The 25,361-nt window shown below is 72.0% G+C and carries 19 protein-coding genes and 1 pseudogene; 16 read left to right on the top strand and 4 right to left on the bottom strand.

The genetic code is table 11. From position 1 onward, the window contains the following. Positions 1-10 precede the first annotated feature (10 nt). Genes AC07DA_RS26005 through nuoN form a run of 13 tightly spaced genes read left to right on the top strand, consistent with a single transcriptional unit; the run spans position 11 to position 15,706 of the window. On the top strand, positions 11-565 hold the full coding sequence (locus AC07DA_RS26005; RefSeq protein ID WP_007383964.1) for a NuoB/complex I 20 kDa subunit family protein: 555 nt from the start codon (positions 11-13) through the stop codon (positions 563-565). Then, a complete protein-coding gene (locus AC07DA_RS26000; RefSeq protein ID WP_479130607.1) occupies positions 562-1,314 on the top strand; it encodes an NADH-quinone oxidoreductase subunit C in 753 nt (250 codons plus the stop codon). The genes AC07DA_RS26005 and AC07DA_RS26000 overlap by 4 nt, the downstream gene beginning before the upstream one ends. After that, positions 1,311-2,633, top strand: a complete 1,323-nt coding sequence (locus AC07DA_RS25995) for an NADH-quinone oxidoreductase subunit D (protein WP_479130606.1) — start codon at positions 1,311-1,313, stop codon at positions 2,631-2,633. The genes AC07DA_RS26000 and AC07DA_RS25995 overlap by 4 nt, the downstream gene beginning before the upstream one ends. Next, positions 2,630-3,490, top strand: a complete 861-nt coding sequence (nuoE, locus tag AC07DA_RS25990) for an NADH-quinone oxidoreductase subunit NuoE (RefSeq protein ID WP_479130605.1) — start codon at positions 2,630-2,632, stop codon at positions 3,488-3,490. Before AC07DA_RS25995 ends, nuoE begins: the two co-directional genes overlap by 4 nt. Then, positions 3,487-4,836, top strand: coding sequence for an NADH-quinone oxidoreductase subunit NuoF (gene nuoF, locus AC07DA_RS25985; RefSeq protein ID WP_365741659.1), 1,350 nt, complete (start codon positions 3,487-3,489; stop codon positions 4,834-4,836). Before nuoE ends, nuoF begins: the two co-directional genes overlap by 4 nt. Then, the gene (locus tag AC07DA_RS25980; RefSeq protein WP_479130604.1) at positions 4,833-7,337 is read left to right on the top strand and encodes an NADH-quinone oxidoreductase subunit G; all 2,505 of its coding nucleotides are present in this window, start codon (positions 4,833-4,835) and stop codon (positions 7,335-7,337) included. Before nuoF ends, AC07DA_RS25980 begins: the two co-directional genes overlap by 4 nt. After that, a complete protein-coding gene (gene nuoH, locus AC07DA_RS25975; RefSeq protein ID WP_479130603.1) occupies positions 7,334-8,710 on the top strand; it encodes an NADH-quinone oxidoreductase subunit NuoH in 1,377 nt (458 codons plus the stop codon). Before AC07DA_RS25980 ends, nuoH begins: the two co-directional genes overlap by 4 nt. Then, on the top strand, positions 8,703-9,368 hold the full coding sequence (nuoI, locus tag AC07DA_RS25970) for an NADH-quinone oxidoreductase subunit NuoI (RefSeq protein ID WP_479130602.1): 666 nt from the start codon (positions 8,703-8,705) through the stop codon (positions 9,366-9,368). The genes nuoH and nuoI overlap by 8 nt, the downstream gene beginning before the upstream one ends. Then, complete coding sequence (locus AC07DA_RS25965; protein ID WP_479130601.1) at positions 9,365-10,207, top strand: NADH-quinone oxidoreductase subunit J; 843 nt, start codon at positions 9,365-9,367, stop codon at positions 10,205-10,207. Before nuoI ends, AC07DA_RS25965 begins: the two co-directional genes overlap by 4 nt. After that, positions 10,204-10,503, top strand: coding sequence for an NADH-quinone oxidoreductase subunit NuoK (gene nuoK / locus AC07DA_RS25960; protein WP_003992252.1), 300 nt, complete (start codon positions 10,204-10,206; stop codon positions 10,501-10,503). The genes AC07DA_RS25965 and nuoK overlap by 4 nt, the downstream gene beginning before the upstream one ends. A 15-nt stretch (positions 10,504-10,518) precedes the next feature. Continuing rightward, positions 10,519-12,483, top strand: a complete 1,965-nt coding sequence (gene nuoL / locus AC07DA_RS25955; protein WP_479130600.1) for an NADH-quinone oxidoreductase subunit L — start codon at positions 10,519-10,521, stop codon at positions 12,481-12,483. A 5-nt stretch (positions 12,484-12,488) separates the two neighbouring features. Beyond that, the gene (locus tag AC07DA_RS25950) at positions 12,489-14,060 is read left to right on the top strand and encodes an NADH-quinone oxidoreductase subunit M (RefSeq protein ID WP_479130599.1); all 1,572 of its coding nucleotides are present in this window, start codon (positions 12,489-12,491) and stop codon (positions 14,058-14,060) included. Continuing rightward, positions 14,057-15,706: an NADH-quinone oxidoreductase subunit NuoN gene (gene nuoN, locus AC07DA_RS25945; protein WP_479130598.1), complete on the top strand. Its 1,650-nt coding sequence runs from the start codon at positions 14,057-14,059 to the stop codon at positions 15,704-15,706. Before AC07DA_RS25950 ends, nuoN begins: the two co-directional genes overlap by 4 nt. A gap of 75 nt (positions 15,707-15,781) precedes the next feature. Here nuoN and AC07DA_RS25940 read toward each other — a convergent pair. Beyond that, positions 15,782-15,936 (bottom strand): annotated as a pseudogene (locus AC07DA_RS25940) (Uma2 family endonuclease); the annotation flags it as partial. A 105-nt stretch (positions 15,937-16,041) separates the two neighbouring features. On the opposite strand from AC07DA_RS25940, the gene recQ reads away from it, so the two are divergent. Beyond that, on the top strand, positions 16,042-18,063 hold the full coding sequence (recQ, locus tag AC07DA_RS25935; RefSeq protein ID WP_479130597.1) for a DNA helicase RecQ: 2,022 nt from the start codon (positions 16,042-16,044) through the stop codon (positions 18,061-18,063). A 96-nt stretch (positions 18,064-18,159) separates the two neighbouring features. Here recQ and AC07DA_RS25930 read toward each other — a convergent pair whose 3' ends face one another. From AC07DA_RS25930 to fahA, 3 genes are all read right to left on the bottom strand, one after another. After that, positions 18,160-18,318, bottom strand: a complete 159-nt coding sequence (locus AC07DA_RS25930; RefSeq protein WP_479130596.1) for a hypothetical protein — start codon at positions 18,316-18,318, stop codon at positions 18,160-18,162. Positions 18,319-18,611: 293 nt separating this feature from the next. Next, the gene (locus AC07DA_RS25925; RefSeq protein WP_479130721.1) at positions 18,612-19,550 is read right to left on the bottom strand and encodes a M56 family metallopeptidase; all 939 of its coding nucleotides are present in this window, start codon (positions 19,548-19,550) and stop codon (positions 18,612-18,614) included. A 340-nt stretch (positions 19,551-19,890) separates the two neighbouring features. Then, positions 19,891-21,102: a fumarylacetoacetase gene (gene fahA, locus AC07DA_RS25920; protein WP_479130594.1), complete on the bottom strand. Its 1,212-nt coding sequence runs from the start codon at positions 21,100-21,102 to the stop codon at positions 19,891-19,893. Between the two features lie 317 nt (positions 21,103-21,419). Between fahA and AC07DA_RS25915 the strand changes: the two genes are divergently transcribed. Both AC07DA_RS25915 and AC07DA_RS25910 read left to right on the top strand, forming a co-directional pair. Continuing rightward, positions 21,420-22,667: a DegT/DnrJ/EryC1/StrS family aminotransferase gene (locus AC07DA_RS25915; RefSeq protein ID WP_479130592.1), complete on the top strand. Its 1,248-nt coding sequence runs from the start codon at positions 21,420-21,422 to the stop codon at positions 22,665-22,667. A 4-nt stretch (positions 22,668-22,671) separates the two neighbouring features. Continuing rightward, complete coding sequence (locus tag AC07DA_RS25910) at positions 22,672-25,326, top strand: lipopolysaccharide biosynthesis protein (protein ID WP_479130591.1); 2,655 nt, start codon at positions 22,672-22,674, stop codon at positions 25,324-25,326. Positions 25,327-25,361 lie beyond the last annotated feature (35 nt).

The following is a 25,361-nucleotide window of genomic DNA, read 5'->3' as shown; positions in this document are numbered from 1 at the left end:
GCCACTAGTCATGGGACTCGAAGAAAAGCTGCCGAGCGGCTTCCTGCTGACCACCGTCGAGCAGGCCGCGGGCTGGGTGCGCAAGGCGTCGGTCTTCCCCGCCACGTTCGGCCTCGCCTGTTGCGCCATCGAGATGATGACCACCGGCGCCGGCCGCTACGACCTGGCGCGCTTCGGCATGGAGGTCTTCCGGGGCTCGCCGCGCCAGGCGGACCTGATGATCGTCGCCGGCCGGGTCAGCCAGAAGATGGCGCCGGTGCTCCGGCAGGTCTACGACCAGATGCCGAACCCCAAGTGGGTGATCTCCATGGGGGTCTGCGCCTCCTCCGGCGGCATGTTCAACAACTACGCGATCGTCCAGGGCGTCGACCACATCGTGCCGGTCGACATCTACCTCCCCGGCTGCCCGCCACGGCCGGAGATGCTGATGGACGCCATCCTCAAGCTCCACCAGAAGATCCAGTCCTCCAAGCTCGGCGTGAACGCCGAGGAGGCCGCCCGCGAGGCGGAGGAGGCGGCGCTCAAGGCCCTGCCCACGATCGAGATGAAGGGGCTGCTGCGATGAGCGACGCGAACGGCGCGAACGGCGCGGGTGGCGCCAACCCCGAGAAGGACCTCAGCGCGTCGAACCTCCCGGGCCAGCGCGGCCAGGGCGGCGAGGAGATCCGCGTCCAGCGCGGCATGTTCGGCGCGAACAACGGCGGCGACACCTCCGGCTACGGCGGCCTGGTCCGCTCGGTCCGCCTCCCGGGACCGGCGACCCGCCCCTACGGCGGCTGGTTCGACGAGGTCGCCGACGAACTGGAGGGGGCCCTGGAGGAACAGGGCCTGCTTCCGGAGAACGCCATCGAGCGGACGGTCGTCGACCGCGACGAGCTGACCTTCCACATCGAGCGCGAGCACCTGGTCCGCGTCGCCCGCACCCTGCGCGACGACCCGGCCCTGCGCTTCGAGCTGTGCACCGGCGTCAGCGGCGTGCACTACCCGAACGACAAGGGCCGCGAGCTGCACGCCGTCTACCACCTGCGCTCGATCACCCACAACCGGGTGATCCGCCTGGAGGTCAGCGCCCCCGACAGCGACCCGCACATCCCGTCCCTGTTCTCGGTCTACCCGACCAACGACTGGCACGAGCGCGAGACGTACGACTTCTTCGGGATCGTCTTCGACGGCCACCCCGCCCTGACGCGGATCATGATGCCGGACGACTGGCAGGGCTTCCCGCAGCGCAAGGACTACCCCCTCGGCGGCATCCCCGTCGAGTACAAGGGCGCCCAGATCCCGGCTCCGGACCAGCGGAGGTCGTACTCGTGAGCACATCGCACGCATCCCCTCGCGAGACCACCGAGGGCACCGTCTACACCGTCACCGGCGGCGACTGGGACGAGGTCGTCCAGTCCGCGGCCCGCGCCGACGACGAGCGCATCGTCGTCAACATGGGCCCGCAGCACCCGTCCACGCACGGCGTGCTCCGCCTGATCCTGGAGATCGAGGGCGAGACCGTCACCGAGGCCCGCTGCGGCATCGGTTATCTGCACACCGGCATCGAGAAGAACCTCGAGTACCGGACGTGGACGCAGGGCACCACGTTCGTGACGCGCATGGACTACCTGACGCCGTTCTTCAACGAGACGGCGTACTGCCTCGGCGTCGAGAAGCTCCTCGGCATCGAGGACCAGATCCCGGACCGCGCCTCGATCATCCGCGTGCTCCTGATGGAGCTGAACCGGCTCTCCTCGCACCTGGTGTGCATCGCCACCGGCGGCATGGAGCTGGGCGCCACCACGATCATGATCTACGGATTCCGTGATCGTGAACTCATTCTCGACATCTTCGAGCTGATCACCGGCCTGCGGATGAACCACGCGTACATCCGCCCCGGCGGCCTCGCCCAGGACCTGCCGCCCGGCGCGGTGGACCAGATCCGCGAGTTCGTGAAGAAGATGAACAAGAACCTCCCGGAGTACGACAAGCTCGCCACCGGGAACCCCATCTTCAAGGCCCGCATGCAGGACATCGGCTACCTCGACCTGGCCGGCTGCATGGCCCTCGGCGCCACGGGCCCGATCCTGCGCTCCACCGGCCTGCCGCACGACCTGCGCAAGGCCCAGCCCTACTGCGGCTACGAGACGTACGACTTCGACGTCCCGACCGCCGACACCTGCGACGCCTACGGCCGCTTCCTGATCCGGCTGGAGGAGATGCGCCAGTCGCTGCGGATCGTCGAGCAGTGCCTGGACCGGTTGCAGCCCGGCCCGGTCATGGTCGCCGACAAGAAGATCGCCTGGCCCGCCCAGCTCGCCCTGGGCCCCGACGGGCTCGGCAACTCCCTCGACCACATCAAGAAGATCATGGGCACCTCCATGGAGGCCCTGATCCACCACTTCAAACTGGTCACCGAGGGCTTCCGCGTCCCGCCGGGCCAGGCCTACGTGGCGGTCGAGTCGCCCAAGGGCGAGCTCGGGGTGCACGTCGTGTCCGACGGCGGCACCCGCCCCTACCGGGTCCACTTCCGCGACCCGTCCTTCACCAACCTGCAGGCGATGGCGGCGATGTGCGAGGGCGGCCAGGTCGCCGACGTCATCGTCGCCGTCGCGTCCATCGACCCCGTGATGGGAGGCGTCGACCGGTGACCACATCGTCTTCCGAGCGGGGCGTCGGCCTGGGCATGCCCGAACTGCCTCCACCCGCCTACCCGGACGACGTCCGGGCCCGGCTGGAGACCGACGCGCGCGAGATCATCGCCCGCTACCCGGACTCCCGGTCCGCCCTCCTGCCGCTGCTGCACCTGGTGCAGTCGGAGGAGGGCCACGTCACGCGCACCGGCATGCGGTTCTGCGCGGACGTGCTCGGCCTGACCACGGCCGAGGTCACCGCCGTCGCGACCTTCTACACCATGTACCGGCGCAAGCCGAGCGGTGACTACCAGGTGGGCGTGTGCACCAACACCCTGTGCGCGGTGATGGGCGGCGACGCGATCTTCGAGGAGCTCCAGGAGCACCTCGGCGTCGGCAACGGCGAGACCACCGACGACGGCAAGGTCACCCTGGAGCACATCGAGTGCAACGCGGCCTGCGACTTCGCGCCGGTCGTGATGGTCAACTGGGAGTTCTTCGACAACCAGACCCCCGCCAGCGCCAAGCGCCTCGTCGACGACCTGCGCGCGGGACGCCCGGTCACCCCCACGCGCGGGGCGCCGCTGTGCACCTTCAAGGACACCGCCCGGATCCTGGCCGGCTTCCCCGACGAGCGGGAGGGCGCGGTGGAGTCCGGGGGCAGCGCCGGACCCGCCTCCCTGGTCGGTCTGAAGCTCGCCAAGGGCGAGGCGTCCCCGGCGCGCGTGGTGCACCCGCGCGGTGAGGCCGCCCGCACCGGGGCACCGCACGACCCGTCTCCGACGGAGCACTTGAGCTCGCACGACGCGCCGCAGGACACGTCGGCCTCCGACCCGGCCCACCCGGCCGGGCCGACCGCCGAGGAGGGGGAGTGATGACCTTGGCAGCCGAACTGAAGGACATGAGCCCGGAGAAACTGCTCGCACCGGTGCTGTCGGCCTTCTGGGACGAGGACAGGTCCTGGACGCTGGACGTGTACCGGCGGCACGACGGCTACGAGGGGCTGCGCAAGGCCCTCGCCATGTCGCCGGACGACGTGATCGCGTACGTCAAGGAGTCCGGCCTGCGCGGGCGCGGCGGCGCCGGCTTCCCGACGGGCATGAAGTGGCAGTTCATCCCGCAGGGCGATGGAAAGCCGCACTATCTCGTTGTCAACGCCGACGAGTCGGAGCCCGGGACGTGCAAGGACATCCCGCTCCTCTTCGCGAACCCGCACAGCCTCATCGAGGGCATGATCATCGCGTGCTACGCCATCCGGTCGTCGCACGCCTTCATCTACCTGCGGGGTGAGGTCGTCCCCGTCCTGCGGCGGCTGCACTCGGCCGTACGCGAGGCGTACGCGGCGGGCTTCCTCGGCGAGAACATCCTGGACAGCGGACTCGACCTCGACATCACCGTGCACGCGGGCGCGGGCGCGTACATCTGCGGTGAGGAGACCGCACTGCTCGACTCGCTCGAAGGCCGCCGGGGCCAACCGCGGCTCCGTCCCCCCTTCCCCGCCGTCGCGGGCCTCTACGCGTGCCCGACTGTGGTGAACAACGTCGAATCCATCGCGTCGGTTCCCGCGATCATGAACCGGGGCAAGGACTGGTTCCGTTCGATGGGGAGCGAGAAGTCGCCCGGCTTCACCCTCTACTCCCTCTCCGGCCACGTCGCCAGCCCCGGCCAGTACGAGGCGCCGCTCGGGATCACGCTCCGCCAGCTGCTCGACATGAGCGGCGGGATGCGCCCCGGGCACCGCCTGAAGTTCTGGACGCCGGGCGGCTCCTCGACCCCGATGTTCACCGACGAGCACCTCGACGTCCCCCTCGACTACGAAGGAGTGGGCGCCGCCGGTTCCATGCTCGGCACGAAAGCGCTCCAGTGCTTCGACGAGACGACCTGCGTGGTCCGCGCCGTCACCCGCTGGACCGAGTTCTACGCCCACGAGTCCTGCGGCAAGTGCACGCCCTGCCGCGAAGGGACGTACTGGCTCGTGCAGCTGCTGCGCGACATCGAGGCCGGCAAGGGACGGATGTCCGACCTCGACAAGCTGAACGACATCGCCGACAACATCAACGGCAAGTCCTTCTGCGCCCTCGGCGACGGCGCCGCCTCGCCGATCTTCTCCTCGCTCAAGTACTTCCGCGAGGAGTACGAGCAGCACATCACGGGCCGGGGCTGCCCCTTCGACCCGGCCAAGTCGACGGCCTGGGCCGACCGCACGGAGGTGAACGCATGACCGTGACCACCAACGCTCCCTCCGGCGGGGGAGAGGCGGCGGTCCCGCCGGAGGACCTCGTGTCGCTGACGATCGACGGCGCCGAGATCAGCGTGCCCAAGGGCACCCTGGTCATCCGGGCCGCCGAACAGCTCGGCATCGAGATCCCCCGGTTCTGCGACCACCCCCTCCTGGACCCGGCCGGCGCCTGCCGCCAGTGCATCGTCGAGGTGGAGGGCCAGCGCAAGCCGATGGCCTCCTGCACCATCACCTGCACCGACGGCATGGTCGTCAAGACACACCTCAGCTCCCCGGTCGCGGAGAAGGCCCAGAAGGGTGTGATGGAGCTCCTGCTCATCAACCACCCGCTGGACTGCCCGGTCTGCGACAAGGGCGGCGAGTGCCCGCTGCAGAACCAGGCCATGTCGCACGGCGACGCCGAGTCCCGCTTCGACGGCCGCAAGCGGACCTACGCCAAGCCCGTCCCGATCTCCACGCAGGTGCTGCTCGACCGCGAGCGGTGCGTGCTGTGCGCCCGCTGCACCCGGTTCTCCAACCAGGTCGCGGGCGACCCGATGATCGAGCTGATCGAGCGGGGCGCGCTCCAGCAGGTCGGCACCGGCGAGGGCGACCCGTTCGAGTCGTACTTCTCCGGCAACACCATCCAGATCTGCCCCGTGGGAGCGCTGACCTCGGCGGCGTACCGGTTCCGCTCCCGCCCGTTCGACCTGGTCTCCTCCCCGTCGGTGTGCGAGCACTGCTCCGGCGGCTGCGCCACGCGCACCGACCACCGGCGCGGCAAGGTCATGCGGCGGCTCGCGGCCAACGACCCGGAGGTCAACGAGGAGTGGATCTGCGACAAGGGGCGGTTCGCCTTCCGGTACGCCCAGCAGCGCGACCGGCTGGACACGCCCCTGGTGCGCAACGCCGAGGGTGAGCTGGAGCCGGCCTCCTGGCCGGAGGCGCTGCAGATCGCGGCCCAGGGACTGCTGGCCTCCCGGGGCCGTACCGGCGTGCTGACCGGCGGCCGCCTCACCGTCGAGGACGCCTACGCGTACAGCAAGTTCGCGCGCGTGGCGCTCGACACCAACGACATCGACTTCCGCGCGCGCGTGCACAGCGGCGAGGAGGCCGACTTCCTCGCCGCGCAGATCGCCGGGCGCGGCCGGGACCTCGACGGCACGGGCGTCACCTACACCGCGCTGGAGAAGGCCCCGGCCGTCCTGCTGGTCGGGTTCGAGGCGGAGGAGGAGGCGCCCGGCGTCTTCCTGCGGCTGCGCAAGGCCTGGCGCAAGCACGGGCAGCGGACCTTCGCGCTCGCCACCCACACCACCCGGGGTCTGGAGAAGGCCGGCGGCACCCTGCTCCCGGCGGCTCCCGGCACCGAGACCGAGTGGCTGGACGCGCTGGCGAGCGGGGCCGGCCTGGAGGGCGACGGCGCGCGCGCTGCCGAGGCGCTGCGCACCGAGGGCGCGGTGATCGTGGTCGGCGAGCGGCTGGCCGCCGTGGCCGGTGGCCTGACCGCCGCCGTCCGCGCCGCCGCAGCGACCGGCGCCCGGCTGGTGTGGATCCCGCGCCGGGCCGGGGAGCGCGGCGCGGTCGAGGCGGGCGCGCTGCCGTCACTGCTGCCGGGCGGGCGCCCGGCCACCGACCCGCGCGCGCGGGACGAGGTCGCCGCCGTCTGGGGCGTCGCCGGCCTGCCGCACCGCTACGGCCGTGACACCGGCCAGATCGTGGAGGCCGCCGCGTCCGGTGAACTCCAGGCCCTCCTCGTGGCGGGCGTCGAGATCGCCGACCTGCCCGACCCGGCACGCGCGCGTGCCGCGCTCGACGAGGTCGGCTTCCTGGTCTCGCTCGAACTGCGGCCCAGCGAGGTCAGCCGCAAGGCCGACGTGGTGCTGCCCGTCGCGGCGGTCGCCGAGAAGGCCGGCACGTTCCTCAACTGGGAAGGCCGGGTCCGCTTCTTCGAGGCGGCGCTCAAGCCGGACCAGATGACCCGCCGCATCGCGCCGACCGACGCGCGCGTGCTGCAGATGCTCGCCGACGCCATGGACGTCCACCTCGGACTGCCGGATCTGCGCACCGTGCGGGCGGAGATCGACCGGCTCGGCGCCTGGGACGGCCCGCGCGCCACCGAACCCCTGGAGACCGCGGCGGCGCTGCCCCGCCCGGCCGCCGGGGAGGCCGTGCTCGCCGGGCACCGGCTCCTGCTCGACCAGGGCGTCCTGCAGCAGGGCGACGAGGCGCTCGCCGGGACCCGGCACGCCGCACGCGCGCGTGTGTCGGCCGCCACGGCCGCCGAGGCGGGCGTCAAGGACGGCGACCTCCTTACGGTCACCGGCCCGGAGGGGTCCGTCGCCCTCCCGCTGCAGATCAGCGACATGCCCGACCGGGTGGTGTGGCTGCCGCTGAACTCCACCGGCGGCGGCGTCGCCTCCGACACCGGGGCGCGGCCCGGCTCCCTCGTCCGCATCGGCCCGGCGGCCCCCGCCGGCGAGGCCCCCAAGGAGGTGGAGGCATGAGCCCGTCCCTCGCCGCTGAAGACCTCTCGATGTTCGGCACCGACCCCTGGTGGCTGGTCGTCATCAAGGCGGTGTTCTGCTTCGCCTTCCTGATGGTGACCGTGCTGGTCTCCATCGTCATGGAGCGCAAGGTCGTCGCCTGGATGCAGTTGCGCATCGGGCCCAACCGGCACGGCCCCTGGGGCATGCTCCAGTCGCTCGCCGACGGCATCAAGCTGATGCTGAAGGAGGACGTCGTCGTCAAGCGCGCGGACAAGGCGGTCTACGTCCTCGCGCCGATCATCGCGGCCATCCCGGCCTTCATGGCGATCGCGGTGATCCCCTTCGGCCCGGCCGGCAACGAGATCTCGATCTTCGGCCAGCGCACCACGATGCAGCTCACCGACCTGCCGATCGCGATGCTCTACATCCTCGCGGTCGCCTCGGTCGGCATCTACGGCATCGTCCTGGCGGGCTGGAGCTCCGGCTCGACCTACCCGCTGCTGGGCGGCCTGCGCTCCTGCGCGCAGATGATCTCCTACGAGATCGCGATGGGCGCCGCCTTCGCCTCCGTGTTCCTGTACTCGGGGTCGATGTCGACGTCGACGATCGTCGAGGGGCAGACCGACCGCTGGTACATCCTGCTGCTGCCGGTCTCCTTCATCCTCTACATCGTCACCATGGTCGGCGAGACCAACCGCGCCCCCTTCGACATGCCGGAGTCCGAGGGCGACCTGGTCGGCGGTTTCAACACCGAGTACTCGTCGATCAAATTCGCGATGTTCATGCTCGCCGAGTACGTCAACATGGTGACCGTCTCGGCCGTCGCCACCACGCTCTTCCTCGGCGGCTGGCGGGCGCCCTGGCCCGTCAGCACCTTCTGGGAGGGCGCCAACCACGGCTGGTGGCCGCTGCTGTGGTTCACCGTCAAGGTGCAGCTGCTGCTGTTCATGTTCATCTGGATCCGCGGCACCCTCCCGCGCGTCCGCTACGACCAGCTGATGAAGCTCGGCTGGAAGGTCCTCATCCCGGTCTCGCTGGTGTGGCTGATGCTCGTCGCGAGCGTCCGGGCCCTGCGCAACGAGGGCTACGACTTCGCCGACATCGCCCTCTACGTCGGCGGCGCCGTGCTCGCCCTGCTGCTGCTCTCCTTCGTCGCCGACATGTTCCGCGAGAAGGCCAAGCAGGCCGAACCGCCGGCCGAGGCCCCGGCCGCCTTCGACCCGATGGCGGGCGGATTCCCCGTACCGCCCCTGCCCGGGCAGGAACTCCCGCCGGTCCCGCGACGGCCCTCGCGCCGTGACCGGGAGTTGATTGTCAGTGGCGGACCCGATACTCACAGTGACGGACCTCTGGGCGGATCCACGGAGGGAAAGGAGGCGTCCGATGGCTGAGGAACTCGAGCGTTCGCAGGCCGAGGAACCGAAGGACACCAAGCCCGGTTTCATGAACCCGGTGGCCGGCTTCGGCGTGACCTTCAAGGCCATGTTCAAGAAGCGGCTGACCGAGCAGTACCCGGAGCAGCCGAAGACCACGGCCCCGCGCTTCCACGGACGGCACCAGCTCAACCGCCATCCGGACGGCCTGGAGAAGTGCGTCGGCTGCGAACTGTGCGCCTGGGCCTGCCCCGCCGACGCGATCTACGTCGAGGGCGCGGACAACACGGACGAGGAGCGCTACTCGCCCGGCGAGCGCTACGGCCGCGTCTACCAGATCAACTACGCCCGCTGCATTCTGTGCGGCCTGTGCATCGAGGCGTGCCCCACGCGCGCGCTGACGATGACCAACGAGTTCGAGCTGGCCGACTCCAGCCGCGCCAACCTCATCTACACCAAGGAGCAGCTGCTCGCGGGCCTGGAGGAGGGCATGGTCGACACGCCCCACGCCATCTACCCGGGCACGGATGAACAGGACTACTACCGGGGCCTGGTGACGGAGGCCGCGCCCGGCACCGAGCGGCAGGTCGCCCACTCCAAGGGCGAGGTGGTGCAGGAGGCCGACTCGACCTTCGGCGGGACGGAACCGGCGTCGGAGAAGGTGATCGGCCGATGACCGCCCAGCTCGCCGCCTACTCCACCTCCACCGGAGAGGCCGTCCAGTTCTGGATCCTCGGCACGGTCGCGGTGATCGGCGCCCTGTGCACCATCCTCATGAAGAGGGCCGTGCACAGCGCGCTGTGCCTCGCCGGGACCATGATCATCCTGGCGGTGTTCTACCTCGCCAACGGCGCCTACTTCCTGGGCGTCGTGCAGATCGTCGTCTACACCGGCGCGATCATGATGCTGTTCCTGTTCGTGGTGATGCTGGTCGGCGTCACCGCGGCGGACTCCCTGAAGGAGACCATCAAGGGCCAGCGCTGGCTCGCCCTGCTGTGCGGACTCGGTTTCGGCATCCTGCTGATCGCCGGGATCGGCAACGCCTCCCTGCAGGAGTTCAACGGCATCGGCCAGGCGAACGCCGGGGGCAACGTCGAGGGCCTCGCCGCCCTCCTCTTCACCCGGTACGTCTTCGCTTTCGAGATCACCGGTGCCCTGCTGATCACGGCCGCCGTCGGCGCCATGGTGCTCACCCACCGCGAGCGCACCGAGCGCGCCAAGACGCAGCGCGAACTCGCCGAGGAGCGCGTGCGCGAGGGCAAGTACCTGCCGCCGCTGCCGGCGCCCGGCGTCTACGCCCGGCACAACGCGGTCGACATCGCGGGCCTGCTGCCCGACGGCACCCCCTCCGACCTCACCGTCAGCAAGACGCTGCGCGAACGGGGCCAGGTCCGGGACGTGTCGCAGGAGGCGCTCAACGACCTCAAGGCCCTGGAACAGCGGGCCGAGGAGCGCCTGGAGCGCAAGGCCGTCGAGCCGGCCACGTTCAAGCGGCCCGAGGAGGCGTCGAAGTGAACCCGGTCAACTACCTCTACCTCGCGGCCCTGCTGTTCACGATCGGTGCCACCGGCGTGCTGATCAGGCGCAACGCGATCGTGGTGTTCATGTGCATCGAGCTCATGCTCAACGCCTGCAACCTCGCGTTCGTCGCCTTCTCCCGGATGCACGGCAACCTCGACGGCCAGATCATCGCCTTCTTCACGATGGTCGTCGCCGCCGCGGAGGTCGTGGTGGGGCTCGCCATCATCGTGTCCCTGTTCCGTGCCCGCCACTCGGCCTCGGTCGACGACGCCAGCCTGATGAAGCTGTAAGGGGTCGGGAGAAAAGTGGAGAACCTGATTGCGCTGCTGGTGGCGGCGCCCCTGCTCGGAGCGGCGGTCCTGCTGTGCGGCGGACGCCGGCTGGACGCCGTCGGCCACTGGCTCGGCACGCTGCTCGCGGCCGTGTCCTTCGTGCTCGGCCTGGTGCTGTTCAGCGACATGCTCGCCCAGGACGCCGACCAGCGCCTGATGAGCCAGCACCTGTTCAGCTGGATCCCCGTCGAGGGCTTCCGGGCGGACGTGGCCTTCCAGCTCGACCAGCTGTCCATGACGTTCGTGCTGCTGATCACGGGCGTCGGGACGCTGATCCACCTGTACTCCGTCGGGTACATGGAGCACGACGAGCGGCGCCGCCGCTTCTTCGGCTACCTGAACCTGTTCCTCGCGGCGATGCTGATCCTCGTCCTCGCCGACAACTACCTGCTGCTGTACGTCGGCTGGGAGGGCGTCGGACTCGCCTCCTACCTGCTGATCGGCTTCTGGCAGCACAAGCCCAGCGCCGCCACGGCCGCCAAGAAGGCCTTCCTGGTCAACCGCGTGGGCGACATGGGCCTGTCCATCGCGATCATGCTGATGTTCCTGTGGTTCGGCACCTTCGCCTTCGGGCCGGTGCTCGGCGGCCACGGGGAGGCCGGACTGGCCGGTGCCGCCGGTGAGGACAAGCTGACCGCCATCGCCCTGATGCTGCTGCTCGCGGCCTGCGGCAAGTCCGCCCAGGTGCCGCTGCAGTCCTGGCTCGGGGACGCGATGGAGGGCCCGACCCCGGTCTCGGCCCTCATCCACGCGGCGACCATGGTGACGGCGGGCGTCTACCTGATCGTCCGCTCCGCAGCCGTCTTCAACGGCGCCCCGGACGCGCAACTGGTCGTCACCATCGTCGGCGCGGTCACGCTGCTGTTCGGTGCGATCGTCGGTTGCGCGAAGGACGACATCAAGAAGGCCCTGGCGGGCTCGACCATGTCGCAGATCGGCTACATGATCCTCGCCGCCGGGCTCGGCCCGATCGGCTACGTCTTCGCGATCATGCACCTGGTGACGCACGGCTTCTTCAAGGCCGGTCTCTTCCTCGGCGCCGGTTCGGTCATGCACGGCATGAACGACGAGGTCGACATGCGCAGGTACGGCGGTCTGAGGAAGTACATGCCGGTCACCTTCGTCACCTTCGGCCTCGGCTACCTGGCGATCATCGGCTTCCCGGGCCTGTCCGGCTTCTTCTCCAAGGACAAGATCATCGAGGCGGCGTTCGCCAAGGGCGGCACCGAGGGCTGGATCCTCGGCGCGTGCGCCCTGCTCGGCGCGGCCATCACCGCGTTCTACATGACGCGGGTGATGCTGATGACGTTCTTCGGCGAGGAGCGCTGGCGCCACGCGCCGACGCCGTCCCCGGCCGAGCCGGACGTGGAGCCCGCGGCCGAGACGCGCGGCGCGTACACCCCGCCCCACCCGCACGAGTCGCCCAAGATCATGACGATCCCCATGATCGTGCTGGCCGTCGGATCGGTCTTCGGCGGTGCGTTCTTCAGCATCGGCGACCGGTTCGTGCACTGGCTGGAGCCGATCACCGGACACGACCACGGCCACCCGCCGGTCAGCGCCCTCACGGTCACGCTGTCCACGGTCGCCGTGATGGTCATCGGCGTCGCCCTCGCCTGGGCGCAGTACGGCCGCCGCCCGGTCCCGGCCGTCGCCCCGCGCGGCTCGCTGCTCACCCGGGCCGCCCGCCGCGACCTGCTCCAGGACGACTTCAACCACGTCGTCCTGGTCCGCGGCGGCGAGCACCTGACGCGGTCCCTGGTCTACGTCGACCACACCCTGGTCGACGGCGTCGTCAACGGCACGGCGGCCTCGGTCGGCGGCCTCTCCGGGCGGATGCGCAAGCTGCAGAACGGCTTCGCCCGCTCCTACGCGGTCTCGATGTTCGGCGGCGCGGCGGTCATCGTCGCCGCGACCCTGCTGATGAGGGCGGTCTGATACCGATGTCCTTTCCCCTGCTGACAGCGACGGCGGCGCTCCCGGCCGTCGGGGCGATCGCCACGGCCGCCGTACCGGCCGCGCGGCGCACCGCCGCCAAGTGGCTGGCGCTGCTCTTCTCGCTCGCCACGCTCGTCCTGGCGATCGTCGTCCTGGTCCGCTTCGACCCGGGCGGCGACCGCTACCAGCTCACCGAGTCCCACGCCTGGATCGCCGACTTCGGCGTCCGCTACGAACTGGGCGTGGACGGCATCGGCGTGGCGCTGATCGCGCTCACCGCGCTGCTCATCCCGTTCATCATCCTCGCGGGCTGGCACGACGCCGATCCGCTGGAGACCGGCAGCAGCCGGTGGCGGCCGACGCAGGGCTTCTTCGCCCTGATCCTGGCCGTCGAGGCGATGGTGATCCTCTCCTTCGAGGCCACCGACGTCTTCCTCTTCTACATCTTCTTCGAAGCCATGCTGATCCCGATGTACTTCCTCATCGGCGGCTTCGGCGACCGTGCCCACGAGCACGGCGAGAAGGCGGCGGCGACCCAACGCTCCTACGCCGCGGTGAAGTTCCTCCTCTACAACCTGGCCGGCGGCCTGATCATGCTGGCCGCGGTGATCGGCCTGTACGTGGTCGCCGGGAACTTCTCGCTCCAGGAGATCGCCGAGGCCCGGGCCAACGGCTCGCTGGACATGGCGACCAGCACCGAACGCTGGCTGTTCCTCGGCTTCTTCTTCGCCTTCGCGGTGAAGGCGCCGCTGTGGCCGCTGCACACCTGGCTGCCCAACGCGATGCAGGAGTCCACGGCCCCGGTCGCCGTCCTCATCACGGCGGTCGTCGACAAGGTCGGCACGTTCGCGATGCTCCGCTTCTGCCTCCAGCTCTTCCCGGAGGCCAGCAAGTGGGCCACGCCGGCGATCCTCGTCCTGGCGCTGATCAGCATCATCTACGGGGCGCTGCTCGCGGTCGGCCAGCGCGACATCAAGCGGCTGATCGCCTACGCGTCGATCTCCCACTTCGGCTTCATCATCATGGGCATCTTCGCGATGACCAGCCAGGGCCAGTCCGGCGCGACGCTCTACATGATCAACCACGGCATCTCGACGGCCGCGCTGATGCTGGTCGCGGGCTTCCTGATCTCCCGGCGCGGCTCGCGGCTCATCGCCGACTACGGCGGGGTGCAGAAGGTCGCCCCGGTGCTCGCCGGCACGTTCCTGATCGGCAGCCTCGCCACCCTGTCCCTGCCGGGACTGGCGCCGTTCGTCAGTGAGTTCCTGGTCCTGGTCGGCACGTTCACGCGCTACCCGGTGATCGGCATCATCGCCACCTTCGGCATCGTCCTCGCCGCGCTCTACACCCTCGTCCTCTACCAGCGGACGATGACGGGCCCGGTGAAGGCGGAGGTGTCCGCGATGCCGGACCTCAGAGTCCGTGAGCTCGTCGTCGTCGCGCCGCTCGTCGCACTGCTGATCTTCCTGGGCGTCTACCCGAAGCCCGTCACGGACATCGTCAACCCGGCGGTCGAGCAGACCATGTCCGACGTACAGAAGAAGGACCCCCAGCCCGAGGTGGAGGCGGCCAAGTGAGCGCATCAGCCGTCCACAGCCTGTGGACAACCGCGGCCGAACCGATCACCAAGATCGACGCGCCCAAGTTCGAGTACGGACAGATGGCGCCCATCCTGATCGTCGTGGGAGCGGCGATCGTCGGGATCATGGTCGAGGCGTTCGTACCGCGCAAAACCCGCTACTACGTCCAGATGTTCGTGTGCGTCGTCGCCCTCGCGGCCGCCTTCGCCGCGGTCGTCGCCCTCGCGGCCGACGGCTACGGCACGACCAAGGCGCGCATCGCGGCGATGGGCGCGATCGCCGTCGACGGACCGGCGCTGTTCCTGCAGGGCACGATCCTGCTGACGGCCCTGGTCGGCCTGTTCACCTTCGCCGAGCGGCGCCTGGACCCGGCGGCGCACGGCAACCGCGTCGACTCCTTCGCCGCGCAGGCCGCCTCCGTGCCGGGCAGCGAGAGCGAGAAGGCCGCGGTCAGGGCCGGGTTCACCACCACCGAAGTGTTCCCGCTGCTGATGTTCGCCGTGGCCGGCATGCTGATCTTCCCGGCGGCCAACGACCTGCTGACGCTGTTCGTCGCCCTGGAGGTCTTCTCCCTCCCGCTGTACCTGCTGTGCGCCCTGGCCCGCCGCAAGCGGCTGATGTCGCAGGAGGCGGCGGTCAAGTACTTCCTGCTCGGCGCCTTCGCCTCCGCGTTCACCCTGTTCGGCATCGCGATGCTGTACGGCTACGCGGGCTCGATGTCGTACGCGACGATCGCGCAGGTCGTCGAGGGCACCGTCCAGGACGTCGACCCGGCGCTCGCCGGCACCATGGGCAACGACGCGCTGCTCCTGGTCGGCGCCGCGCTGCTGGTGATGGGTCTGCTGTTCAAGGTGGGCGCGGTGCCGTTCCACATGTGGACCCCGGACGTCTACCAGGGCGCGCCGACCCCGGTGACCGGCTTCATGGCCGCGGCGACCAAGGTGGCGGCGTTCGGCGCGCTGCTGCGGGTGCTGTACGTCGTCCTGCCGGGACTGCGCTGGGACTGGCGGCCGGTGATGTGGGCCGTGGCGATCGTCACCATGCTGGGCGGCGCGATCGTCGCGATCACGCAGACCGACATCAAGCGGCTGCTGGCGTACTCGTCGATCGCGCACGCCGGGTTCATCCTCGCGGGTGTCATCGCGACCACGCCCGACGGCGTCTCGTCCGTCCTCTTCTACCTGGCCGCGTACTCGTTCGTGACGATCGGTGCCTTCGCGGTGGTCACGCTGGTGCGCGACGCGGGCGGTGAGGCGACGCACCTGTCCAAGTGGGCCGGGCTCGGCCGCCGCTCGCCCCTGGTGGCGGCCGTGTTCGCGGTGTTCCTGCTGGCGTTCGCCGGCATTCCGCTGACGTCCGGCTTCGCCGGGAAGTTCGCCGTGTTCAAGGCGGCGGCGGAGGGCGGGGCCGCCCCGCTCGTCGTCATCGGTGTGATCTCGTCGGCGATCGCGGCGTTCTTCTACATCCGCGTGATCGTGCTGATGTTCTTCAGCGAGCCGCGGCCGGAGGGCCCGACGGTGGCCGTGCCGTCGCCGCTGACCATGACCGCGATCGGTGTCGGGGTGGCGGTCACGCTGGTGCTCGGTGTGGCGCCGCAGTACTTCCTGGATCTGGCGGGGCAGGCGGGCGTGTTCGTCCGCTGACGCGCGCCCGCCGTCACGGCCGCGGCCCGGCACCCCGTTGGGGGGGCCGGGCCGCGGTGCTCGGCGTGGTGGCGGTCACTCACCGCCGGTGCGGCGCGGCCTGATGCCGTGAGATCGAGGTCCACGGGGAAGGGGGCGCTGACCTTCCTCCGCTCCCGGAAGATCCCGGTGCTGGTGTACGCGCCGGTGGTGGATTCCAGTTCGAAGGCGTGTACGGCGGCGAGCCCTCTTCCTGCACCGGGAGGGTGGCGGCCTGTGGACAACTTCAAGGGCTGTCGGTGCCGCCCCCTATCGTGGACGCAGTGGTCGAGGGACGACGTACGGGGGACACGACGATGGGTGGGACAGGCGGTATCGCCGAGATGACAGCGACACAGAGCGAGGCGCTGGCCGCGCTGCACCGGGTCTTCGGGTACGAGGCCTTCCGGGGTGAGCAGGAGGCGGTCGTCGAGCATGTGGTGGCCGGCGGTGACGCCGTCGTGCTCATGCCGACCGGAGCCGGGAAGTCCCTGTGCTACCAGATCCCCGCCCTGGTCAGACCCGGCACGGGCGTGGTCGTCTCCCCGCTCATCGCCCTCATGCAGGACCAGGTGGACGCGCTGCGGGCCCTGGGCGTGCGGGCCGGGTTCATGAACTCCACGCAGGACTTCGACGAGCGCCGGATGATGGAGGCCGAGTTCCTGGCCGGCGAGCTGGACCTGCTGTACCTGGCGCCGGAGCGGCTGCGGCTGGAGAGCACGCTCGATCTGCTCTCGCGCGGCAAGATCGCCCTCTTCGCGATCGACGAGGCGCACTGCGTCTCCCAGTGGGGCCACGACTTCCGCCCCGACTACCTGGCGCTGTCGCTGCTCGGCGAGCGCTGGCCGGACGTACCGCGGCTCGCGCTCACGGCGACGGCCACGCACGCGACCCACCGGGAGATCACCGAGCGGCTGAACATGCCGGCGGCCCGCCACTTCGTGGCCAGCTTCGACCGGCCCAACATCCAGTACCGGATCGTGCCCAAGGCCGACCCGAAGAAGCAGCTGCTGGCCTTCCTGCGCGAGGAGCACCCGGGCGACGCGGGCATCGTCTACTGCCTCTCGCGCAACTCCGTGGAGAAGACCGCCGAGTTCCTCAGCCGCAACGGCATCGAGGCCGTGCCCTACCACGCGGGCCTGGACGCGGGGACGCGCGCGGCCCACCAGTCCCGCTTCCTGCGGGAGGACGGCCTGGTCGTGGTGGCGACCATCGCCTTCGGCATGGGCATCGACAAGCCGGACGTCCGCTTCGTCGCCCACCTGGACCTGCCCAAGTCGGTCGAGGGCTACTACCAGGAGACCGGCCGGGCCGGCCGCGACGGACTGCCGTCGACGGCCTGGATGGCCTACGGGCTCAACGACGTCATCCAGCAGCGCAAGCTGATCCAGTCCGGCGAGGGCGACGAGGCCTTCCGGCGGCGCGCCCAGGCCCACCTCGACTCGATGCTGGCGCTGTGCGAGACGGCCCAGTGCCGCCGCGGCCAGCTCCTCGCCTACTTCGGCCAGGACCCGGACCCGGCCGGCTGCGGCAACTGCGACACGTGCCTGACCCCGCCGGAGACCTGGGACGGCACGGTCGCGGCCCAGAAGGTGCTGTCCACGGTGGTACGGCTCCAGCGGGAGCGCGGGCAGAAGTTCGGAGCGGTGCAGATCGTCGACATCCTGCTGGGCAGGCGCACCGCCAAGGTCATCCAGTTCGACCACGACCAGCTCTCGGTCTTCGGCATCGGCGAGGACCTGACCGAGGGCGAGTGGCGGGGCGTCATCCGGCAGTTGCTCGCCCAGGGGCTGCTCGCGGTGGAGGGTGAGTACGGCACGCTGGTGCTCACGGAGGCCAGCGGGGCGGTACTGCGGCGGGAGCGGGAGGTGCCGCTGCGCAAGGAACCGAAGAAGCCGGTGACCTCCCGGTCCGGGTCGCCGTCCGCGGGCTCCGGGCGGGGCGAGCGCAAGGGCGGGGCCGTCGCCGCCGAGCTGCCCGAGGAACTGCTGCCGGCGTTCGAGGCCCTGCGTGCCTGGCGGGCCGAGCAGGCGCGCGAGCAGGGCGTCCCGGCGTACGTCATCTTCCACGACGCCACGCTGCGGGAGATCGCCCTGGCGTGGCCGGCGTCGGTGGGCGAGCTCGGCGGGATCAGCGGAGTGGGCGAGAAGAAGCTCGCGACCTACGGCGCAGGGGTGCTGGGCGTGCTCGCGTCGCTGGGCGGGCCGCCCGGTGCGAGCCCGGCGGCCGACTCGCCCCCGGCGCCCCAGGCACCGGCCCGGGCGTCCGGCCAGGGCGGGCAAGAGCCGTACGACTGGCCCGAGACGGACGCGGAACCGGAGCCCGACGACTGGATATAGGGCCGGGCTCTGGCCGGGTCCCCCGAGCACGGCAGGAGGACCGCTCACCAGGAGCCTTCGGCGGGGCCGCTCACCGGGAGCCTTCGGCGGGGCCGCTCACCGTGCCCGCGCCGCGTACGCCCTGACGTCCGCGTCGGAGTCCGTCGCCGCCGTGGCCAGGGCCGCTCGCGCCTCGGCCGAGGACCGGTGGCGGGTCAGGGCCGGCACGGCGGCCAGGGAGAGCGCTTTCGAGAGCGACCTGGGCGTTCGCGCCATCGGCGGGCAGATCCGCCACTGGCCGCCGACTACCGAGCTTGCGGTGGTCGGCCAACCGAGCTACCGGGCCGGGACCACCGCCCACCATGGGTTACCGCCCACCGGGCTACCGGCCACCGGCCGTTGGCCACCGAGCCACCGGCCACCACCCGCCCGGCCGCCGCCGCACCCGCCTGGCCGCCGCCGCACCCGCCCGGCCGCCGCCGCACCCGCCTGGCCGCCGCCGCACCCGCCCGGCCGCCGCCGGACCCGGCCCGGGCGTCGCCCTCCGGCTGGAGGGGGAGCCGTTGCGGCTAGGACAGCGCGGTCAGGCCCGGGGCGAAGGCGATCAGCAGGGGCAGCAGCGGGACGAGCGCTGCCGTGGTGGTCGTCAGGGCGCGGTGCCTGCGGCCGAGCCGGGGCGGCGGTTCCAGGAGCCGGTCGACCCGCTCGCCGAGCAGCCGGTGGCTGGAGGCGCAGGACAGCACGCCGCGGTGCTGGTTCAGCTCGATCAGGGCCAGGGCGGTGGTCAGGTGGCCGCAGCGGCGGGAGGCGGTGTCGTCGGCGGCCAGTTCGACCAGGCGGTGGGTCTGGTCGCAGAAGTGGGCGAACAGCGGGATGCGGGGGAAGCCGGTGGCCAGGGCGGTGGAAAGGTGCAGCAGCCAGTCGTGGCGGGCCCGGGCGTGGCCGCGCTCGTGGGTGAGGACGGCGTCGAGCTGGTGCCCGGTGAGGCGGTGCAGGGCGCCCGTCGTGACGATCAGTTGGGGCGGGCTGCCGGGCATCCACCAGGCGTCCGGGTACTCGTCCTCCAGGACCAGCAGGGGCCCCTTGGCGGCGGGCAGGCCGGCCGGCAGGTCCGGGGCGCGCTCGCGCAGGTGCGCGCGGGCCTGGGCGCGGCGCCGGCGCGCCTCGACGAGTTCCCGCGCGAGCATCGCGGTCGTCCAGGCGGCACCGCAGGCGAGCAGCAGGGTCAGGGCGGCGGCCCAGGGCGGGGCGGCGGACAGGTCGTACGCCGCGGTCACCGCCGGCGGCGCCGGGGCGAACAGCTGCGCGCGGACCGTGCCGAACACGGCGGCGGCGCCCAGCGCGAGGGCCGTCACGCAGCACAGCAGGACGGTGGCGACCAGGCACTGCCACACCCACAGGCCGACCACCGGCTCCCGCTCCGGCCACGACGCCCGGGTCAGCGCCCGGGGGACGGGGACGGCGGCCGTCACGGCGACAACGCTCAGCAGGAGCAGGCAGACGGTCATGGCCACGGGCTCCGGTTCCTGGTCGGAAAAGGGGCGGCTACGGGTCGTGCGGGGCAGGGCGGTCGCCGTGCGCGCGAACGCCGCGGCTGCCGTGCGCACCAGCGACGTGACCGCCGTGCGCACCGGCGGCGCGACCGCCGTGCTCGCCTGGGATCCGCTGCCGTGCGCACTCCTTGCCGCGACGGGCGCGGCCGGTGTGCCGTGCACCGCGCGTACGGGCGCACCGCCCGACGCCCAGTATGACGGGCCCGGGCGGTGTGCGTCAGGAGCCGGACGGCATCGGAAGGGCCGCGCGGGACGATCGCGGACCGGCCCGGGCCGTGCGGACCGCCCCCGTGGGTCAGTCCGCGACCACCCGCCCCGTCACCTCGCCCAGTCCCACGCGGACCCCGTCGGGCCCGGGGGCCCAGGCCGAGAGGGTCACGACGTCGCCGTCCTCCAGGAACGTCCGCTTGCCGTCCGGGAGTTCGAGCGGATCGCGGCCGTTCCAGGTCAGCTCCAGCAGCGAGCCGCGCTCGCGCTCCGACGGCCCGCTGACCGTACCGGAGCCGTAGAGGTCGCCGGTGCGCAGGGAGGCGCCGTTGACGGTCATGTGGGCCAGTTGCTGGGCGGCCGTCCAGTACATGGTGGAGAAGGGCGGCTCCGAGACGACGTGGCCGTTGACGGCGACGCTGATCCGCAGGTCGTAACCGCCGGGTTCCTCGTCGCTGTCGTCGAGGTACGGCAGCAGCTCGTGCGTCCGGGCCGGAGGCGCCACGAGAGCCTCCTCCAGGGCGTCCAGCGGGGTGATCCACGCCGAGACCGAGGTGGCGAAGGACTTGCCGAGGAACGGGCCGAGCGGTACGTACTCCCAGGCCTGGATGTCACGCGCGGACCAGTCGTTCAGCAGGCACAGTCCGAAGACGTGCTCGCGGAAGTCGCCGAGCGCCACCGGCCGGCCCATGCGGGACGGCACGCCGACGACGAAGCCGACCTCGGCCTCGATGTCCAGCCGGACGGACGGGCCGAAGACGGGGGCGGCGTCGGACGGCGCCTTGCGCTGGCCCGAGGGCCGTACGACGTCGGTGCCGGAGACGACGACCGTGCCGGAGCGGCCGTGGTAGCCGATCGGCAGGTGCTTCCAGTTGGGGGTGAGGGAGTCCTCGGCGTCGGGCCGGAAGATCTGGCCCACGTTCCTCGCGTGGTTCTCCGAGGCGTAGAAGTCGACGTAGTCCGCGACCTCGAACGGGAGGTGCAGGGTCACCGAGGACAGCGGGTGGAACAGCTTCTCGACGGTGTCGCGGTGGGACGGCACCGTCACCCAGGCCGTCAGCGCCCGCCGCACGTCCGACCAGGCCGTGCGGCCCGCCGCCAGCAGCGGGTTGAGGCTCGGCTGCGCGAGCAGGGAGGCGTACGGGGAGCCGAGCGCGTGGGCCGCCGCGCCCGCGTCCAGCACGTGGTCGCCGAGCCGGACGCCCACGGTCCGGTGGGCGGAACCGGGAAGGGAGAACACGCCGTACGGCAGGTTGTGCGGACCGAAGGGGTCGCCCTCGGGGACATCGAAGGGGGGCATCGGGTGCTGCCTCGCTTTCGGGTGCGCCATGTCGTCGCCACGTGTCCGTGGTCGTGCCACACGTTACGGGTGACGCACCGGTCCTGGGCAGGGTCCGAGGAGGTCAGCGGGAAGAACGGGGCAGGTGGGCCCGGGTGCGGCCGGACGAACCCGCCGGCGGTGACCGGCGCGGCGGACGGGACCGCACATGTGTACGTGCCGGAAGTTATCCACAGGACGCGACGCAATCTTGACGGAGCGGTGCGAACGGGGCGACTCTGGGCGGGTGCCGGAAGGCCTCGGGGAGGGGGCGTTCCTACGGCACACCAGGGGGGCGGATGGCCATTGGGGAGGCCGGTCCGGGCTCGGTGCGGCATGGTTCACGGCCGAAGCGGCTGGAAGAGACCATGCGCCTGCGGCTCGGCCGGGAATGTGTGTACGTACCGTCGTGCCGCTTCGGGCTGTACGTGGCGCTGCGTCACTGGTGCCCGCCCGGCGGACGCGTGCTGATGTCGCCGGTCAACGACGACGTGATCTTCTTCGTGGTGCTCGCCGCCGGACTGCGCCCGGTGCAGGCTCCCCTGAACCCGCTCGACGCGTCCATCGACGTCGATGCCGTGCCGGACGAGACGTGGCGCTCGGTGTCGGCCGTGCTCACCACGAACCTGTACGGGAACCCGGACCCCGCACCCCGTCTGCGGCGCATGTGCGACGCGTGGGGCATCCCGCTGTTCGAGGACGCGGCGCACGCCATCGGGAGCCGGGTGGGGGACCGGCCGGTCGGGGCGTGGGGCGACGCCTCCGTGTTCAGCCTGTCCAAGCACGTCGGCGCCCAGGCCGGAGGCATGCTGTCCCTCGCCGACCCGGGACTGCGCCGGGCCGTGGAGGAGACCCGCGACGGCCTGCTCGCACCGGGCCGGCTCGGCTCCGAACTGGCCTTCGCGCTGCGGCCGTACGCGGAGGCGGCGGTGCGCGGGCTGCGGCTGCGGCGGGCCGCCTGGGCCGCGGCGCGGCGGCTCGGGCTGGCCGACCGCGAGGAGATCCGGATGCCGCTGCGCCCGGACGAACTCGCGCTGGCCGCCCGTGAGGCGCCCGGGCTCGACGCCCACCACCCGTGGCTGCGCGTCGACATGCACGACTACCGCCTGGAGTCCGGCCGGCTGAGGCTGGGCCGCATCGCGCGCGGGCTCGACCGGCTGGACGAGGTGCTGGACGCCTGCCGGGCGGGCACGGAGCTGCTGCTGGCCACGCCCTGGGCCAAGCCGCGCGAGGGGCACGGGACGCAACCGCTGTTCCGGGTCCCGCTGTTCGTCGAGGACCGGGACGCGGCGATCGCCGCCCTGGCGGACCGGGGCGTGGTCGTCGGCTACGTCTACGACCCGCCGCTCGACGACTACGCGGGCGCGGAGTTCACCGACCCCTCGCCGGCCCCCGGGGCGGCCCGCTGGTTCGCGCGGCACGCGCTGCCCGTGGACCCGCTGCGGGCGCGCACGGTCGTGGAGGTGCTGGAGCGGTCCGGCGCCCGGCCGGTCGGCGCTCCCGGACGGCCGGCCCGGAGCGGACCGACACCGGGAGGGCTGGGGTAGTCCCGTGGCTGAGACCCAGGTGCACGAGCCCGCCACCGCGCGCGCCGGCGGCGGACCGCGGCCTGCCGACAGCGAGCACACGCACGACTCACTGTTCAAGAACGCCTACTTCCTCATGCTCAGCACGGGCGTCTCGGCCGTGCTGGGCCTGGGGTTCTGGCTGGTGGCCGCCCGCTACTACACGGAGGAGGCCGTCGGCCAGGGTTCCGCCGCCATCGCCGCGATGCGGCTGCTGGCCAGCATCACGGCGACGACGATGATCGGCGCCGTCGTCCGCTTCGTCCCGCGCGCGGGACGGGAGACCGGGCGCCTGGTGGGGGGCACGTACGCGGCCAGCTCGCTGATCGTCGCGCTCGCCGCCGCCGTCTTCCTGCTCACCCTCGACGCGTGGGGCGCGTCCTACGCGCCGCTCGGCACGCCCGTGGCGGGGGCGGTGTTCGTCGCCGCGTGCGTGGCCTGGGCGCTGCTGACCCTCCAGGACGGGGTGCTCACGGGACTGCGCAAGGCCGAGTGGGTGCCCGCCGGGAACGCGGTGTTCTCGATCGGGAAGCTGGCCCTGCTGGCGGCCTTCGCGGGCACGCTGCCCGTCCTCGGCATCTTCGTCTCCTGGGCGGTGGCGATCGCCTTCTCCACCCTGCCGCTGGGCTGGCTGATCTTCCGCAGGCTCATCCCGCGCCAGGCGGAGGCCGACCGCGACAAGGAACCCCCGAGGATCCGGGACATGGGCCGCTTCCTGGCCGGGGACTCGCTGGGCGCGCTGTTCAGCCTGGCGATGATCAACCTGCTGCCGGTGATGGTCGCCGTCCGCTTCAGCGCCGCCGAGAACGGCTACTTCTACGTCGCGTACACCGTCGGCGGCACGATGGAGTTCATGGCCATCAACATGGCCTCCTCCCTCACCGCGCACGCCTCGCACGACCCGCGCCAGCTGGCCGACGGCGTCCGGGGCGCCCTGCGGCGCATGACGCTGCTGCTGGTTCCGGTGGTGCTGGTCCTCGTCCTCTTCGCCCCCTACATCCTCACGCCCTTCAGCCCGGACTACGCCGAGCACGGCTCGACCGTGCTGCGGCTGCTCGCGCTCGGCGCGCTGCCCCGGGTGGTGGTGGAGCTGTACATCGGCGTGCTGCGCGTGCAGGGGCGCACCGGTGTGCTCGCCGCGCTCCAAGGGGCCATGTGCGCCCTGGTGCTGGGCAGCGCGGCCGTGCTGTTCACACCGGCCGGGATCGCCGGCGCCGGCTGGGCCGTGCTGCTCAGCATGACCCTGATCGCCGCGGTCTCCACGGCCGGGCTGCGCGCGGCCCTGCGCCGAGGCGACGGCGCGCCCGCCGTCCACACGCCTTCCGATCCCCCGTACGGCACCCGCTGGGCGAAACTGAACGCCACCGCCGGGTACGGCACGACCTGGGCCCGCAAGGCCGCCTACCAGCCCAGGGACGGTGACGGCGACCAGGACACGGTCACGCTGTTCATAGGGCGCCCCGGATACGAACGCGAAGCGCTCCAGGCGGACACACTGGCCCTGATCGTGCGGCCGGAGGGGCCCACCCGCGAACCGCCGCAGGGACCCGCGGAGCCGTCCCCGGACCAGGAGCGGCGGCTGCGGGGCGCCCTGTGGAGCCTGCTCGGCGTGGCCGCGGTGTTCTTCCTCGCGCCGCTGCGGGACCTGCCGTGGCTGGAGCGGGCGTCCGACGCGGCGCTGACCGGACGTCAGCTGCTGGCGGGCCTGCCGCTGCCGTCGCTGGCCGCGGGGGGCCTGCTGCTCGTGGTGTTCGCCGCCGCGGTCACCCTGTGCGCCCGGCGCGACCCCTGGCTGCCGGGCACGGCGCTGTACGCCGCCCTGCTCGCCCTGTACACCGCGCCGGTCGCCCTCGGACGGGAACCGCGGGCGGTGGACGGGGCGTTGCACGAGAAGACGGCCGGTCTCCTCGCGGACGCGCTGGGGCTTCACGGGCCCGAGCCGCTGCTGCGCTGGGCGCCGCCGGTCTGCCAGCTGCTGTGCCTCGTCCCGCTGTGGCTGCTGCTCGCGAGCGCGGGCCGACGGCTGACCTGGCCGGGGCGCTGGGGGGTTCTGTATCTCGCCGCGGTCGGCGGCTGGGTGTGGCGCGAGGCGCTCGCCCCCCTCGCGCCGCCCCTGCTCGCCGTGCTCTGCCTACTCGCCCTGCTCCTGTCGCTGGGCCGCCGCGCCGCGTCGGCCCGGGACCGGGGCCGCCTCACCCACGCCACGGCCGGCCGATCAGCCGACCGCACGGCCGACCGAACAGCAGACCGTCCGGCCGAGCCTCCAGTCAACCGGCCAGCCGACCGTCCGGCCGAGCTCCCAACCGACCGACCGGCCGACCCCACGGCCGAGCGTCCCGCCGCCCGCCGCGCCGCCCACCGCACGGCCGACGGAACAGCCGGCCGCACGGCCGACCACCCAGCCGACCGTCCGGCCGCACCGCCATCCGACCGTCCGGCCGTGCCTCCATCCGACCGTCCGGCCGCACCGCCAGCCGGCCGCACGGCCGGCCACCCAGCCGACCGTCCGGCCGCACCGCCATCCGACCGTCCGGTGGCGCCTCCAGCCGACCGCACGGCCACCCGCCCCGCCGACCACACAGCCGCCCGCCCTCCCGGGCGAACCGCCGAGCCCGCAGCCGACAGACGGCCCACCGACTGACCGAAGCCAGAGCCCAGCCGGCCGACAGGGCCGCC

Source organism: Streptomyces sp. NPDC044921, from assembly GCF_056432865.1.
Note: the sequence above shows the minus strand (reverse complement) of the source record. Positions and strands in the feature narration are given on the sequence as shown.